Raw genomic sequence first — 14,438 nt, 5'->3', positions numbered from 1 at the left:
TCGTTAACTTGTGCTTAGCGCAAAAGATGAAACCTGAAGCCAATTCTTATGACCACCCCTACCACCATTGACCACTACATCGCTGGTTTTCCGGAAGACACACAGAAGTTACTGGAGCAGATCAGGGCAAGGGTGAAAGAGGTAGTGCCGGAGGCCGAGGAGACCATTAGTTACGCCATTCCCACGTTCAAGCTCGCGAACAGGCCTCTGGTGTACTTCGCCGCATTCAAACACCACATCGGGCTTTACCCAGCCCCGGTAGAAAACCCTGCCTTCAAAGAAGCGTTTGCGGGGTACAAAACCGGCAAAGGCACCCTACAACTTCCCTTGCACAAACCACTGCCGCTGGAGCTGATCACCAGCATTGTAGAATTCAGGAAGAGAGAAATCGCGGAGAAGAAAGCAGACCAGAAGAAGGCTAAATGAACCAGCCGCAAACAACGCTTCCGCTTTAAAAGCAGCTCCTGACACCTCGCCCACAGGCTTCCCTGACACTGCTTCTGCCGCATTCCCGCTTTTGGATACAACAACAAGAGATTGGGCTACTTTCGCCGCGGTCCGTTTTCTCACCTTTGCCCTACTCAAAGAAGACAACCATTTAAAGCTAGAAACATGGAAAGTTTGGAAAAAACAGAGTTAGGAAGCCAGGGCCTGGTGGTGCCGGTTTTAGGGCTGGGCTGCATGGGCATGAGCAAAATTGCCGGAGCCGATATTTACGGCGCCGCCAATGAAACGGAGGCGATCAAGACCATTCACCGGTCATTGGAACTGGGCGGAAATTTCCTGGACACCGCCGATCTGTACGGCCCATTGGAAAACGAACGGCTGATTTCCAGAGCCATCAAAGGCAACCGGGAGAAGTACATCATCGCTACCAAGTTCGGGTTTGAGATTGACGACCAGGAACAGATGACCTGGCAGATCAACGGTCGACCCGACTACGTGCGGAAAGCGCTGGAACGCTCCCTCCAGAACTTGGGCACCGACTACATTGACCTGTATTACCTGCACCGCCTGGACCCCAACACACCCATTGAGGACACCGCAGGCGCCATGGCCGGGCTGGTGAAGGAGGGCAAGGTAGGCTACATCGGGCTTTCCGAGGTTTCCTCCGAGACCATCCGGAAAGCGCACGCCGTGCATCCGGTAACCGCTGTACAAACGGAGTACTCGTTGTTTGAGCGGGAAGTAGAAGAAGCCGGCATTCTGGACACCTTGAAAGAGCTGGGCATCGGGTTTGTGCCGTACTCGCCGCTGGGCCGCGGGTTTATCTCCGGAGACATCAAAAGCCCGGATGATTTCCCCCAGGATGATTTCAGGAGAAGCATTCCCCGGTTTCAGGGCGAGCAGTTTTACAGGAACATTGAGCTGGTGCACGCCATCAAAACCCTCGCGGATGAAAAGGGGATCACGTCTGCCCAACTGGCGCTGGCCTGGATTCTGGCCAAAGGCTTCGTGCCTATTCCGGGTACTAAACGGGTGAAATACCTGGAGGAGAACATCGCGGCCACGCACCTCACCTTAACGCCCCAGGACCTGGCCCGCCTGGAGGAAATCGTGCCGCTGGGCACTTCCACCGGCGCCCGTTACGATGCCGTGTCCATGAGCATGATCAACATCTAAATGCAAGGCGGTACGGGAAGCATATCAGAAAAACTTCCCGTACCTTTTCTACCTAATTTCTTGGCGTATGAAAAAGCAAAACAGTAGCCCGTATACCATCCAATCCATTTCTGAACTGCACCGGTTACTGGGCATTCCCCAGCCCGAGCACCCGCTGGTGAGCCTGATCAACCTGAGCGATCTACGGGAGACTTGCGGGGCAATGTTGGGCAGTTTCGTCTACAGTTTCTACTCCATCTGCATCAAGAAGGACTTCCAGGGAAAACTCAAATACGGACAGAACTACTATGACTTTGACGATGGCGTGATGACGTTCTTCTCGCCCGGCCAGGTGATCTCCACCGATGCCTCTGCTGAAATCTCGCTCTCTGGTTGGTGGCTTATTTTCCACCCCGACTTTATCCGGAACTATCCTCTAAGCAAGAAAATCAAGGAGTACGGGTTCTTTTCGTACGCAGTGAATGAGGCGCTGCACCTCTCGGAAAAAGAGGAGGCGGTGCTGGAGAACATCAAGAACAACATTGCGCAGGAATACACCTCGGCCATTGATAGCTTCAGCCAGGATGTGATTGTGTCGCACATGGAGGTGCTGCTCACGTACGCGAACCGGTTTTATAACCGCCAGTTCATCACCCGCAAAAACACCCACCATGACCTCTTGGTGAAACTGGAGGAGGTGTTGAACGAGTACTTCCAGAGCGGCCTGGGGCCAGAAACGGGGTTGCCCACCGTGCAGTATGTCTCAGAGAAGCTGAACCTATCGCCCAATTATCTGAGTGACATGCTGCGCAGCCTCACGGGCCAAAGCACCCAGCAGCACATCCAGAACAAACTGATTGAGAAAGCCAAGGAAACCCTGAGCACCACGTCCTTATCAGTGAGTGAGATTGCGTATGGATTGGGCTTTGAATACCCGCAGTCGTTCAGCAAGCTGTTCAAGAGCAAGACCAACGTGTCGCCGCTGGAGTTCAGGCACTCGTTTAACTAAAACGTGCTTAAAACGCCGCTTCTTGACTCCTTGGGTAACCACAAGATTGTCAACCTGGCGCGGGAAGAGAAAGCCTTGGCAGATTTCTGCAAGGCTTCCGGGGTGACAACTGGGCCAGCGTTTTGAAGCCGTTTTCCAGAAAACGGCCCTAAAACGGTAGCCTGTCAGGCCGCCGATTTCTTGGGCAGACAGCAGTTCTTGTACTTCTGTCCGCTGCCGCAGGGGCAGGGCTCGTTGCGGCCCAGGCGCTTGCCGTAGGGGTTGAGCAGTTCCCGGAAATTTAGGCTGAACCGGCGTTTGGGATTCTGCTTGAAGATGCGGGTGAGCATGGCATACAGCCGCGGGTGCTTCTCGGCCATCTGGCCGGGTTTCTCAAAGAAATACTCCGTGGACACGGCAAAGAACTCCGCCTTATTGGTGGCCGCGTACGGGTTGATGTCTGATTCTCCTTTCTTGATTTCCTTTATTTTGCGGTCTACCAGTTGCTGCCAGGGCTGAATCAACTCATTGGGCAGGTAGGCGCTGGGGGTTCCGTTGATCTCGCCATCGGCCTGGTCCAGCATGTGCGCAAACTCATGAATGCCCACGTTCTGGCGGTCGGCCATGTCATTGAAGCCGCGTTCCAGGGCGGGTTTGGAGAGGGTCACGTAATGGTCGTTCTGGAAAGGGTTCACGCGGCCCAGCACCTCAGACACGGCCTCGCTGTCTTCGTCTTTGAACCGCTCCAGGCTGCCGGGGAACACCAACACCTCGCCCAGGTTCTGGTACTCCCAATCCTGTATCCCGAAGATGGGAATAATGGCGCTGGCCGCCACCAGCACGCGGGTGGTGTCATCAATGGCGACCTCAATGCCGGTGATCCGCTTCTCAGACAGAAACAGCTGCATCATCTTCTCAAAACGCTCTTTCTCGGCATCGGTCTTGAGGGTGTGGTAAAAGCCCACCCGGTCGGTGAGGATCTTGCGCCACTCCGCCGGAAACTCCTGCGCCAGCACTTTCTTGCGCCGGCGGTTCTTGCGGGTGGCCCACCTAAAGAAGATGGTAAAGATAACAACTACAAATAAGATAAATGCGACAATTCCCATAGGGCTTACCAACGTGTAACGGGCAGGAAAGATGCTTCCTGCACCGGTAAAGTTAGGCTTCTTTCCTGCCTATTCCCACCGCCAACCTGCAAAGGAGTTTAGAGGCCGTTTTGGGGAAAAATGCCCTAAAACAAGCCTGTGTTAAATGCCTCCGTTATTTTGGGCGGTCCGCTTTTTATTTTTACTTTGGTCTATTCCACCGCTATTCCTGAACCCTTTCATTAAGCCCTCATTGATATGCCCGTTACTGCGCTCAGCCCCCAGGATTACATAGATGCACTGCCCCAGGACCGCCAACCGGCCATGGAAGCCTTGCGCCAAACCCTGCTCCAGAACCTTCCCGCCGGTTTCCAGGAGGAGATGAGCTACGGCATGATCGGGTACGTGGTGCCGCACACACTGTACCCGGCGGGTTATCACTGCGACCCCAAACTGCCCCTGCCCTTCCTGAGCATCGCGTCGCAGAAGAACTTCATTGCCATCTACCACATGGGCCTGTACGCCGATCCGGAGCTGCTGGCCTGGTTTACCACTGAGTACCCCAAACACAGCAAAACCAAGCTGGACATGGGCAAAAGCTGCATCCGGTTCAAGAAACCAGATCAGATTCCGTTGGAGCTCCTGGGAGAACTGGCCAGCAAAATGACGCCCCAGGACTGGATTACCCTCTACAAATCCGCCTTCAACAAGTAGATTTTGACTGGCGTTTGAGGGCTGTTTTCTGGAAATCGGCTTTAAAATGGCGGACTGCTTTCACCCCAAAAAATAAGTTGAACTTTTATTCCGTCTCTAAGAGAGTTGTGAAAAAGCTTAAATATGAAATATGAAAGAGAATACGGTGAGACTTTCATAGCTCTTTCAAAAGGATGGGAGCAGAATACCCTGAAACGCCCTATTCAGCGATAGAAGAGTGGGCAAATTTAGTAGAGCAAATAAAAAACGGGTATCAGAGTATTCAACCTGAATTGGAGCATGATTTAGAACTTGTTAGAGAGCCAATCGAAACCTTTCTTGTAGATCCACAGCTTAACCAATTTATTGACCATCAGGAATTCAAGAGACGGATAGAGAACTTAGATAAAGAATTCTTAAGTATATCATTTGAGCATCCAGAATGGAAGAAAAATGAAGACTTTAGATGGTGGAGCAATAGAATTTTAAAATATGGTTCTAAAGAATACGCAGACTTCCTAAATGCTCATCTGGATAAGAACTTAGGTATATTGATAGGAACGGTATAAAAAGCCTTTTCACAACAATGTGTAAACGTCAGCTTCGGCCGACGGCCTCTCCGTCGTTTACACTAGTCCGATGGGAGCATCTTTTTGTTTTCCCTCAACCAAATACCAACCCACAAACGCGCATGAGACAAGTAGTGCTTTTTATTGCGATGAGCCTGGACGGATACATTGCAAAGGAAGATGACAACATTGATTTCCTGAACCAGGTGGAGCGGCCTGGTGAGGACTACGGTTACGCGGCCTTCCAGACCACGGTAGATACGTTGATCTGGGGCCGAAGGACCTATGACAAAGTCCTTGCCATGGGTATGCCCGAGTTTCCGCACAAAGACAAGAAGTGCTACGTGCTCTCCAGAAGCAAAACCGGGCAAGACGAGAACGTGGAATTTTACGGAGGAGACCTTAAAGACCTTATCAACTCCCTGCAACATCAGCCCGGCAAAAACATCTACTGCGACGGTGGCGGGCAGGTGGTGGCTGCCCTGCTCAAAGAAAACCTCATAGATAAACTCATTGTCTCCGTGATACCGCATTTGCTCGGTAGCGGTATCAGGCTGTTCCAGGACGGGCGGCCGGAGCAGGACCTGGTGCTCACCAGAAGCAACACGTTTCCCTCGGGGCTGGTGCAATTGTGGTATGACTGCGTAAAGCCCAGCAGATAGGGTCATCACGGGCAGAAAAAATTTGCTTCCTTTCAGGGAAAAAGGGCTTTGGGTTGTCTTCTAGAAAAGGAATTTCCTTTTGTTTTGCGCCACCGGAGACATGACCCATGAAAAAGATATTGATTTTAGGCCTAGGCTTGCTTTTGGCCAGTTGCCAGGAAAAGGAAGAAGCCGTGACGCCGGTTACCCCCGCGGTGGCCTGGCAGGAAGACGACCGCTTTCTCTTTGATGCCCGCATCCAGACCAACAGTTATGCAGCCGGCAACAGCCTGTACCTCATGGGACTGAACAATTTCAGCCGCCTCACGCAGGAAAAAGGCAAGAGCGTGATAAGCCGCAGCCTGCTGGAGCGGGTAAACAACCCCATTCAGTTCAAGTACCCTATTTCGGCTACCCTCACGGCGGTGGCTTATGACCAGAGCACCATTGTGGTCTACCCAACCAACTATCCGTCTATCCAGTCAGGCAAGGGTATTCTCATGACCAGGATAGACCCTGCGTTCCAGGCCTTTGACTTTGTGAACGCTGCCACGGGCGAATGCATGAGCCTCTCATCTGACAATGTGCTGGCCGTACCTTACCGGGCCACGGACGGCACGAAGATTCTGCTAGCCAAACTGCAGGTAACGCTCAGCAGCACCGGTTTGTATGACGAGGTAAAGGTGCTGGATACCAGGGTGGTGCCTATCCATCCCTACCAGGTGCCCACCCAGTATATGGGCAAACACCCGGAGGGCTTCTACGTGGCCAACGGCGAGGCCACCTACCTACTCTCTCCAGACGGTAACCTGCAGAAACTCCGTGACACCGGTCTTCAGCGCGTGTTCCCCTACAAGCAACAAGTCTACGGCCTGTTCAACGATGGCCTGCACGCCTCCCCAGATGGGAAAAACTGGACCTTCAAAGCCGATATAGAAACCCTGAAACTGCTCTCCTACGCCAGCCTGCACGACACCCTGCTCCTGGGCACCTTCAATGACCAGATGTTCCAGATCAGGATAAAGCCTGCCTCTATCAACATGCTGGAACTGAAGAACGACGGCCTGAAGGGAAACAAGATCACCTCGGTATCGCTCTATGACCACAAGGTGTATGTGACCACCCTCTCAGGGGTGTTTGTCAAAGACGAGAAAGATTTTCTCTCCTACAAAGACGCTTTATAATGCCTTTTACCCAATCCTAACAATTCAAAACTGAAAAACGCCCTGGCTTGTGTGAACAGACCAGGGCGTTTTTTTAGGGGTTGCGATTAAATATAAGTACTTATTCTTCGCTGGGCTTGGACATTTTGTGCATAGTGGCGGCTACCATGTTGTCGGGCATGAGTTTGGTGGCACCCACCATCATCTTGCTGCGCATGCCCGAGATCACCTCCAGTTTACCAGCCATGAGCGCCTCATAACCGTCTTTGGCCACCTTGGCGGGGTCATCCAGGTCCTGCTCTTTCACCATTTTTGATTCCTCCATATCGGCTTTGTGGAAGAACTCGGTATCGGTGGGGCCGGGCAGCAGTTTGGTGAGGGTGACGTTCGTTTCCTTGATCTCGTCCTGCACGGCTTCAGAGAACGAGGTCACAAAAGCTTTGGTGGCATGGTACACCGACTGCAAAGGCCCCGGCATCTCGCCGCCAATGGAACTTACCATCAGAATCTTGCCCTCATTACGGGCCACCATCTCCTTCAGGTACAGTTTGGTGAAGGTGAGATAGGCCCCAATGTTCAGTTGCACGATGTCCAGTTCCCGGTTGATGTCGGTGTCCACAAACTCGCCGTACTGGCCCTGGCCGGCGTTGTTCACCAGCACGTCTACCCGCAGGCCGCGGGCTTTCACTTCGTCATAAACTTCAAAAGGAGCCTGGCGCAGGAACAGGTCTTTGGCCAGCGTGACCACCTCCACGCCGTGGTTCTGCCGGAGTTCGGCGGCGCGCTGGTCCAGTTCGGTTTGGTCGCGGGCCACCAGAATAAGGTTGTAGCCGTTCTGGCCGAAAATCTTGGCGAGCTCATACCCAATACCTTCGGTGCCGCCCGTGATCAGGGCGTACTGCGTGTTGTTAGCCATGTCATTACCGGTTTAGGTGAGCTTTTTTAAACGAAGATGATTTTGGCTGGTTTACCCAAAAGGGCAGTTTAAACGAATGGTAATCAATCACCTGTCGCCCAAAATCCTTTCCGGCTGTGACAAACTGTTTTGCCTCTGGCTTCATCGGCGAAGCTTTTGTCTAGTCATTACGAGACTCCTTTCCTGCGCCTGCTTTCCACTTGAACCTGGTAACTGTTTCTGGCCTGTTTTCCTGATTTGAGGTCTAAAACGGCCGTGGCCTGATAGGAATACCCGGCTTTAAATAAAAATAATTTCCCTGGAGATGCCCACCCAATAAACCGTCCGAGGCTACGTTTCCAGTATGCCTTCCAGGCACAAAAGAGTTTGTTCATTGTGAGATGCCGTCCGTTCCTGTACGGCTTTCACATTCTAAATAAGGGCCCGGGATCTTCCTGGGCTTTTTTTCTGAAAACCGGCTCTAAACGCTGCAGTTTTACAGACCTCATCATCCGGAAACCCCTAAAAAGCAATTCCCGTTTTAGGCCTCTTTCTGTAAAAGGAGCCAAAAACGGGACTTTGCTGTAAGCCGCTCTCCCCGTGACCTGATTTTAGTCGCAGTTTCAGGGCTTTATCAGAACACCAAGGCGGTTATTTCAATGATTGGCAGTATTGGTAAATAGAGGACAGCTCTTTGTCTGTGTATTGGGCGGTCATCTTCCAGGGCATGTTTTCGTTTTTCAGGACCTTGCCCTCAGGGGTTTTACCGGTGCGCAGGGTCTGGATGAATTGCGCCTTGGACCACTTGCCCACGTGCCCGGTACTGGTAATGTTGGCCACCGGCGGATAGCCGGGCGCTACCGGGTCGCCGCCCTTCAGGTTGGCGCCGTGGCAACCGCTGCAGGATACCGCCAGGTACTTGCCCATGGCCACGCCTTCCAGGGTATCAACCTGCATCACCATGGGCAGGTCATGGTCAATTTTCTCTACCGCGAGCAGGGGCATTTTATCCAGGTAGGTCATTACTTTTACCACCGGCCCCAAGTCTGAGGGAGGCAATTGTTTGTGCACGGGAGCAAGGTTTTGGCAGTAGGCAATGATGGCCGCCATATCCTGCGCCGAGAGCAGGGTGGTTTCATGCGAGGGCATGAACAGCAGCGCCTGCCCGTTGGCATCTACCCCATGCCTGAGGGCGCGCACCCAGTCGGTGGTGCTGTAATTGGCGGGCAAGCCTCCCTTGCCTTTGGTGAGGTTAGCAGACACCAACCTCCCCAGTGCCTTGTCGTCTACCATCACCTGTCCGCTCAAATCTGCCCCGTGACAGTCTTTACAACCTTTGATGGCCGTAAGGTGCGCCCCTTTGGCCAAAAGAGCACTGTCCTGGTTTATCTCCAGCTTCTCAGGGGCGAAGGAATACTTCTTCTCTATGCGCTGCCCTATATTAATAGACACATAGAGGTAAAAGAGGCCGAGCAACACAATAAGGGAGCCGAGGACCAGTCCAGTCCATTTCAGGATTTTCTTAAACATACCGGGTCTAGGGTCTAGTAGGTTGAGAATGAAGAGAATGCGCAATCCACTTTCTACCAGAGACCAATAACCTGAGCGCTTCCCCTACGCCCGAACAAGATTTTTTCCTTCAGTTGGGTTGAAATATCCTCGCCCGAACACAACTTTTTATTCAGCGGAAAGTATATTTCAATAAATATTGAAAGTTTAAAAACTTCTCTATCTTTGAGCCATGGAATTAGCAGAGGCGAAGCAAAAGTTCATAGAGGCGTGGGGCAAGTTGGGCTCTGAATGGGGCATCAACCGCACCATGGCCCAGGTACACGCGCTGCTGCTTATTTCCCCGGAGGCGCTCACCACCGAGCAGATCATGGAACAGCTGCAGATTTCGCGCGGCAACGCCAATATGACTCTGCGCGACCTCATCAACTGGGGTTTGGTGGAGAAACAGCACCGCAGCGGCGAGCGCAAAGAGTACTTCTACGCCGAGAAAGACGTCTGGACCATTGCCCGCCAAGTAGCCAAAGAACGCAAACGCCGCGAGCTGGAACCCATCTTGAAACTCTTGGGCCAACTGCAGGAAGTGCAGGGCGATGAGCAGGACCCGGAGTACCAGACCTTCAAAACGTCGGTGACCGATATCAACAAACTGGCCTCTAACGTGGACAAGACCCTGGAGACCATGCTCAAAGCGGAAGAGAACTGGTTTTTCGGCTCAATTTTCAAGCTGTTCAAGTAACGGCTATTTTTTTATCTAATATGTTTCATTTTTTTCTGAAAGTTCAATATTTATCATTCTCCTTTAACCGTTAATTCTATGAACTACTTTATCCTCACCTACACCATCTACCTTCTCACCAGTATCGCGCTCACCGTTTGGGTGGCCCGGGTCTTGTTCAACAACGGCCGCATCTTTCTGGTAGACATTTTCCACGGCAACAACCCGCTCGCCGATTCTGTGAACAAACTCCTGGTGGTGGGCTTTTACCTCATCAACATCGGGTACATGACGCTGGCCCTCAAAGAAGTGGGCAGCATTGCCTCTGTGCAGGCAGTGGTGGAAGTGCTGAGCTATAAACTGGGCTGGATCATCCTTATCCTGGGTGGTATGCACTTCCTCAACCTCACCATCTTCTTCAAGCTCCGGGCCCGTGCCCAAAGTCAACTGCAACCCAACGCGAGATAACCATGGCAAAGATCATCCTGGCCGGAGGCAGCGGCTTCCTGGGCCAACTGCTCACCCAACATTTTACCGCCCGCGGCGATAAAGTCATTGTGCTCACCAGAAAACCTGCCCAAGCGCAGCAGGGCGCCCGGCAAGTGTACTGGGATGCTACCACCCTCGGGGAATGGGTCCAGCACCTGGAGGATGCCGAGGTGCTCATCAATCTCACCGGCAAAAGCGTGAACTGCCGCTATCATGAGAAGAACAAACGCGAGATCATCTCTTCCCGCGTGAACGCGACGCTGGTATTAGGTGAGGCCCTGCGGAAGGTGGAGAACCCTCCCCAGCTTTGGATCAACGCGGCTTCCGCCACCATTTACCGCCACGCCTTGGACCGGCCCCAGGATGAACTCACCGGCGACCTGGGCCAGGGATTCTCCGTGGAGGTCTGCCAGGCGTGGGAAAGTGCGTTTTTTGCCCAGAAAACCCAAAACACCCGCAAAATAGCCTTACGCATTGCCATCGTTCTGGACAAAGCCGGTGGGGTCATGCCTTACTACCTGAACCTGGCCCGCTTCGGGTTGGGTGGGCGGCAGGGCAACGGTCTGCAGTGTTTCAGCTGGATCCATGCCAAAGACGTGATCGGGAGTATTGAATTTCTCATGCGGAACCAGGAGCTGGAAGGTGTCTTCAACCTTTCTTCTCCGCACCCCGTTCCTAACCACCACTTCATGAAGACAGTGCGACAGACCTTGCGCGCGCCCATCGGGCTGCGGGCCACCAAGTGGATGCTGGAGATAGGTGCCCTGGTGCTGGGCACGGAAACCGAACTGCTCCTGAAAAGCCGCTGGGTGCTGCCCACCCGGTTGCTGCAGGCTGGTTACGTCTTCAAAGTGCCCACCATTGAGAAAGCGGTGCCTTTGTGCGTGTAGCCTGATTCAGGGCTGCTTGCTGAAAAACAGGTTAAAAACATACAGTCGGTTCCGGGGTTCAGCCAGTGGTATCCTTCACTTCTTCCTTCATGAAAAAGACTTTTCTTACCGCCGAGTGGCGCAAGCTGATCATGGTGAATTACGCCGTAGATGCCCAAGTACTCCAGAAATACCTACCGCCCCACACCCAGCTGGATCTCTGGAACGGCACCTGCTACGTGAGCCTGATTGGCTTCATGTTCCTGAACACCAAAATCAAAGGAATCAAAATCCCGTTTCATACTGATTTTGAGGAGGTGAACCTGCGCTTTTACGTGAAGTACCTGGAGGAGGGCGTATACAAACGGGGCGTGGTCTTTATAAAGGAAATTGTGCCTAAACAAGCCATCACCTGGGTAGCCAATACGCTGTACAAAGAACACTACGTGACCATGCCCATGCAGCATTCCTGGGTTCTGCGGGAAGATACCCTGGCCATAGAGTACCGCTGGAAAAAGCAGGGTTGGTACAGCCTGGGAGTATCAGCCCAAGCTACTCCCCTGCCCATTGCGCCCGGCAGCGAGGAAGAATTCATCACGGAACATTACTGGGGATTTACCAGACGGGATAACCACACCACCTCAGCCTACGAGGTAGCGCACCCACGTTGGGAGATTTACCCGGTGCAGGAGTACCATCTTTCCGTAGACTTCCAGGCGCTGTACGGCCCGGACTTCGATTTCCTGAACACAGCCACTCCGCAATCGGTTTTCCTGGCGGAAGGCTCCGAGATCCTGATCAAAGAAGGCGGCGTTCTGAGGCGCTAAGTTTAAGACCAGGTCTGGAAATCAGAAAAGCCGCAGTGAATCAACCTGCATCCGTTTACAGGCTGTTTTCCACAAATAGATCCTGAACCGCCAGGTTGTTTACCGCTTAAAGAACACCCTGAAGGTAGAGCCCTTGTCTTTCTCGCTTTCCACCTCTATGGTGCCGCCAGCGTTTTCCACAATGCGCTTGACAATGTAGAGCCCTACGCCGGTGCCCTCTACGTGGTCGTGCAGGCGCTTGAACATGGTGAAGATCTTCTTATGGTCGGTGCTTTTGAGGCCCAGGCCGTTGTCTGAGACAGACAGCACCAAATATCCAGGCACCTCCTCGGTTTTGATCTTGACCTGAGGTGTGCGGTCAGGCGACCGGTATTTAAGGGCATTGCTTACCAGGTTATACACAATGCTGCGCACGTTCTTGGCTGAGAAGTTGACCGTGGAGCCGGGCGCGTACTGGGTTTCAAACTGGGCACCCGTGGCGTTGATGGTGTTCTCAAAGTCCAGCAGCACGTCGGCCACCACTTCAGGCAATTCAAGGGAGGCGATGTCTTCACCGGCTTCCCGCTGGATCTTGGCCACCTCAGTTAAGTCGGCCACGGCGCGTTTGAAGCGGGTCACGGAGGCATCCATGAGGCTGAGCACCCGCTGCACCACTTCCTCCTGCCGGATCTCGGCGGGCAGGTACTCCACCAGGGTTTCCATCAGGCCCTCTATATTGGAGATAGGCGCCTTTAGGTCATGTGACGCGGAGTACACGAAGTTGTCCAGGTCTGCGTTGATGGCCCGCAGTTCGGTGTTCATGGTTTCAATCTCCCGGCGGGCCTCCACCTGGTCTTTGATACCTATGGCGATGGCGATCACCCCTACGATGGTGCCTTTCCGGTCACGCATAGGGTGGTAAACGAAGCTGAAGTACATGGGCTCCAGAATGCCGTTGCGCTCCAGCATCACCTCCAGCTCATTGTTGGAGTAGGGAACACCCGTGCGGAACACCCCGTCCAGCAGCTCCTTGATGCCTTGGTTGCGTACCTCGGGCAAGGCATCCAGGATAGGTTTGCCTATCACGTCGGCGTGTCTTTTGCCCCAGAGCTCGCAGATACCAGGGTTGGCCAACTCCACCACGTGCTCGGGGCCCCGCAGGATACAGATGGCCACCGGAGCCTGCTGAAACAGCTCACTGAGTTCATTCTGCTGGCGGATGGCTTCCTCGCGGGCCCTGACGCTGGCAATAGAAGAGGCAATCTGGCTTGTGAGCAGCTCATGGAAATTCTGGTATTCCGTATCGTACTCCAGCATAGGGCTGATGCCCGACACGAAGAAGCCCAGGAGACTGTCTTGCCCGGGCAGGTAGATTGGAAGGATAACCGCTTTCCTGGCCACCGCCTGCGTAGCCGAGCTTTGCGCCGGCACCACGTACCCAGAAAGGTCATCCAGCACCAGGGCTTTGCGGGAATCCCGCACCTCTGCCAGGGGCCATTCATTGTGGGCCTCGTGGGCCAGCAGCTTCACAGACGGCGACACCTGCGGCACCACTTGCCCAGATTGGCCTAACAGCCTGGCCTCGGTCTCGGACCGGTTCAGGAGGTAGATCTGACTGAAGGGAATGTCGCTCTCGTTCGGGGCCAGCAGATCACAGGTGGTCTGGCAGGCTTGTTCCAGGGTCTGGATCTGTGACAGAGAGTCGGCAATGTCTTTGAGGCACTTGAGCCGACGTTGTCCCAAAATGGTGCTGGTTTCCTCAAAACAGGCGCAAAACACGCCCGCCACATTACCGGCATCGTCAAAGGCCGGGCTGTAGGAAAACGTCCAGTAGGTTTCTTCCATGAAGCCTTTGCGGCCCAGGTACAGCCGCAGGCCTTTGGCATAGAAAGGCTCGCCGCCCGCCAAAATGTTTTCGGCAATGCCGCCTACATCGGTCCAGATTTCGGCCCAGATATCCCTGGCCGCGGTACCTAGCGCCGCAGGGTGTTTCTTGCCCAGGGCGGGCAGATAGGCATCATTGTGGAAGGCGTACAGGTCTTTAGACCACCAGATAAACATGGGGAACTCAGAGTTGAGCAGCAGCCGGATGTTTGTCCTGAGGCTCTGAGGCCAGCTGTCTGGGTTTCCCAGCGGATGCGCGTCCCAGTTATACGCCCGCATGAGGGCGCCCATTTCTCCTCCGCCTTGAAAGATGGTTAACGCGTCTGGAATCATGGCATCTTGGAAAGCGTCTGGCATAAACTGGGGGATATGGGCAAATATAGTTCTATTCTCATCGCCCCAAAGGTTTTTCGCAAAAATGGCGGGTACCTATTGACAGGCTTTAATAGCAATACGGACAAAGCACCAGAAAGGCTCTCTGGTTTCCGGCACAGATGACTACCGTCCCGGAAAAGTAAAAGGAGCCC

15 protein-coding genes are annotated in these 14,438 nt (G+C 53.5%); 11 read left to right on the top strand and 4 right to left on the bottom strand.

All coding sequences use genetic code 11. The features are described 5' to 3' along the window. Positions 1–48: 48 nt before the first annotated feature. The 3 genes from J3P34_RS18885 to J3P34_RS18875 all read left to right on the top strand — a co-directional run bounded on the left by J3P34_RS18885 (position 49) and on the right by J3P34_RS18875 (position 2,611). The gene (locus tag J3P34_RS18885; RefSeq protein ID WP_246853782.1) at positions 49–426 is read left to right on the top strand and encodes an iron chaperone; all 378 of its coding nucleotides are present in this window, start codon (positions 49–51) and stop codon (positions 424–426) included. Positions 427–612: 186 nt separating this feature from the next. After that, positions 613–1,623 carry an aldo/keto reductase gene (locus J3P34_RS18880; protein ID WP_210490140.1) on the top strand — a complete coding sequence of 337 codons (1,011 nt, stop codon included), beginning with the start codon at positions 613–615 and terminating at the stop codon, positions 1,621–1,623. Positions 1,624–1,690: 67 nt separating this feature from the next. After that, complete coding sequence (locus tag J3P34_RS18875; protein WP_210490139.1) at positions 1,691–2,611, top strand: helix-turn-helix domain-containing protein; 921 nt, start codon at positions 1,691–1,693, stop codon at positions 2,609–2,611. Positions 2,612–2,775: 164 nt separating this feature from the next. Here J3P34_RS18875 and J3P34_RS18870 read toward each other — a convergent pair whose 3' ends face one another. After that, positions 2,776–3,696: a zinc-dependent peptidase gene (locus tag J3P34_RS18870; protein ID WP_210490138.1), complete on the bottom strand. Its 921-nt coding sequence runs from the start codon at positions 3,694–3,696 to the stop codon at positions 2,776–2,778. Between the two features lie 237 nt (positions 3,697–3,933). Between J3P34_RS18870 and J3P34_RS18865 the strand changes: the two genes are divergently transcribed. From J3P34_RS18865 to J3P34_RS18850, 4 genes are all read left to right on the top strand, one after another. Continuing rightward, entirely contained in the window at positions 3,934–4,389 is a 456-nt protein-coding gene (locus J3P34_RS18865; protein WP_210490137.1) for a DUF1801 domain-containing protein, read from the top strand. A gap of 173 nt (positions 4,390–4,562) precedes the next feature. After that, entirely contained in the window at positions 4,563–4,937 is a 375-nt protein-coding gene (locus J3P34_RS18860) for a hypothetical protein (RefSeq protein WP_210490136.1), read from the top strand. Positions 4,938–5,059: 122 nt separating this feature from the next. Then, on the top strand, positions 5,060–5,599 hold the full coding sequence (locus J3P34_RS18855) for a dihydrofolate reductase family protein (protein ID WP_210490135.1): 540 nt from the start codon (positions 5,060–5,062) through the stop codon (positions 5,597–5,599). A 107-nt stretch (positions 5,600–5,706) separates the two neighbouring features. Next, complete coding sequence (locus J3P34_RS18850; protein WP_210490133.1) at positions 5,707–6,762, top strand: hypothetical protein; 1,056 nt, start codon at positions 5,707–5,709, stop codon at positions 6,760–6,762. Positions 6,763–6,862: 100 nt separating this feature from the next. On the opposite strand, the gene J3P34_RS18845 is transcribed toward J3P34_RS18850, so the two are convergent. Together J3P34_RS18845 and J3P34_RS18840 are read right to left on the bottom strand one after the other, a co-directional pair. Next, complete coding sequence (locus tag J3P34_RS18845) at positions 6,863–7,657, bottom strand: SDR family NAD(P)-dependent oxidoreductase (RefSeq protein WP_210490132.1); 795 nt, start codon at positions 7,655–7,657, stop codon at positions 6,863–6,865. Between the two features lie 630 nt (positions 7,658–8,287). Beyond that, on the bottom strand, positions 8,288–9,166 hold the full coding sequence (locus J3P34_RS18840) for a c-type cytochrome (protein WP_210490131.1): 879 nt from the start codon (positions 9,164–9,166) through the stop codon (positions 8,288–8,290). A gap of 211 nt (positions 9,167–9,377) precedes the next feature. Between J3P34_RS18840 and J3P34_RS18835 the strand changes: the two genes are divergently transcribed. The 4 genes from J3P34_RS18835 to J3P34_RS18820 all read left to right on the top strand — a co-directional run bounded on the left by J3P34_RS18835 (position 9,378) and on the right by J3P34_RS18820 (position 12,048). Further along, positions 9,378–9,884 carry a GbsR/MarR family transcriptional regulator gene (locus J3P34_RS18835; protein WP_210490130.1) on the top strand — a complete coding sequence of 169 codons (507 nt, stop codon included), beginning with the start codon at positions 9,378–9,380 and terminating at the stop codon, positions 9,882–9,884. A gap of 78 nt (positions 9,885–9,962) precedes the next feature. Further along, complete coding sequence (locus J3P34_RS18830; RefSeq protein ID WP_210490129.1) at positions 9,963–10,331, top strand: hypothetical protein; 369 nt, start codon at positions 9,963–9,965, stop codon at positions 10,329–10,331. 2 nt (positions 10,332–10,333) lie between these two features. After that, a complete protein-coding gene (locus J3P34_RS18825; RefSeq protein ID WP_210490128.1) occupies positions 10,334–11,242 on the top strand; it encodes a TIGR01777 family oxidoreductase in 909 nt (302 codons plus the stop codon). Positions 11,243–11,331: 89 nt separating this feature from the next. After that, the gene (locus J3P34_RS18820; protein ID WP_210490127.1) at positions 11,332–12,048 is read left to right on the top strand and encodes a YqjF family protein; all 717 of its coding nucleotides are present in this window, start codon (positions 11,332–11,334) and stop codon (positions 12,046–12,048) included. A 99-nt stretch (positions 12,049–12,147) separates the two neighbouring features. Here J3P34_RS18820 and J3P34_RS18815 read toward each other — a convergent pair whose 3' ends face one another. Next, positions 12,148–14,268, bottom strand: coding sequence for a sensor histidine kinase (locus J3P34_RS18815; RefSeq protein WP_246853781.1), 2,121 nt, complete (start codon positions 14,266–14,268; stop codon positions 12,148–12,150). Positions 14,269–14,438: the final 170 nt, after the last annotated feature.

Source organism: Rufibacter aurantiacus (assembly GCF_017916345.1).
GTDB classification, from domain to species: domain Bacteria; phylum Bacteroidota; class Bacteroidia; order Cytophagales; family Hymenobacteraceae; genus Nibribacter; species Nibribacter roseolus.
Note: the sequence above shows the minus strand (reverse complement) of the source record. Positions and strands in the feature narration are given on the sequence as shown.

Excerpts from the sequence above, each read along its gene's own strand:
- J3P34_RS18855 (WP_210490135.1), top strand. The coding sequence starts at position 5,060 with ATGAGACAAGTAGTGCTTTTTATTGCGATGAGCCTGGACGGATACATT.
- J3P34_RS18825 (WP_210490128.1), top strand. The coding sequence starts at position 10,334 with ATGGCAAAGATCATCCTGGCCGGAGGCAGCGGCTTCCTGGGCCAACTG.
- J3P34_RS18835 (WP_210490130.1), top strand. The coding sequence starts at position 9,378 with ATGGAATTAGCAGAGGCGAAGCAAAAGTTCATAGAGGCGTGGGGCAAG.
- J3P34_RS18845 (WP_210490132.1), bottom strand. The coding sequence starts at position 7,657 with ATGGCTAACAACACGCAGTACGCCCTGATCACGGGCGGCACCGAAGGT.
- J3P34_RS18850 (WP_210490133.1), top strand. The coding sequence starts at position 5,707 with ATGAAAAAGATATTGATTTTAGGCCTAGGCTTGCTTTTGGCCAGTTGC.
- J3P34_RS18830 (WP_210490129.1), top strand. The coding sequence starts at position 9,963 with ATGAACTACTTTATCCTCACCTACACCATCTACCTTCTCACCAGTATC.
- J3P34_RS18860 (WP_210490136.1), top strand. The coding sequence starts at position 4,563 with ATGGGAGCAGAATACCCTGAAACGCCCTATTCAGCGATAGAAGAGTGG.
- J3P34_RS18875 (WP_210490139.1), top strand. The coding sequence starts at position 1,691 with ATGAAAAAGCAAAACAGTAGCCCGTATACCATCCAATCCATTTCTGAA.
- J3P34_RS18885 (WP_246853782.1), top strand. The coding sequence starts at position 49 with ATGACCACCCCTACCACCATTGACCACTACATCGCTGGTTTTCCGGAA.
- J3P34_RS18865 (WP_210490137.1), top strand. The coding sequence starts at position 3,934 with ATGCCCGTTACTGCGCTCAGCCCCCAGGATTACATAGATGCACTGCCC.
- J3P34_RS18815 (WP_246853781.1), bottom strand. The coding sequence starts at position 14,268 with ATGCCAGACGCTTTCCAAGATGCCATGATTCCAGACGCGTTAACCATC.
- J3P34_RS18880 (WP_210490140.1), top strand. The coding sequence starts at position 613 with ATGGAAAGTTTGGAAAAAACAGAGTTAGGAAGCCAGGGCCTGGTGGTG.
- J3P34_RS18870 (WP_210490138.1), bottom strand. The coding sequence starts at position 3,696 with ATGGGAATTGTCGCATTTATCTTATTTGTAGTTGTTATCTTTACCATC.
- J3P34_RS18820 (WP_210490127.1), top strand. The coding sequence starts at position 11,332 with ATGAAAAAGACTTTTCTTACCGCCGAGTGGCGCAAGCTGATCATGGTG.
- J3P34_RS18840 (WP_210490131.1), bottom strand. The coding sequence starts at position 9,166 with ATGTTTAAGAAAATCCTGAAATGGACTGGACTGGTCCTCGGCTCCCTT.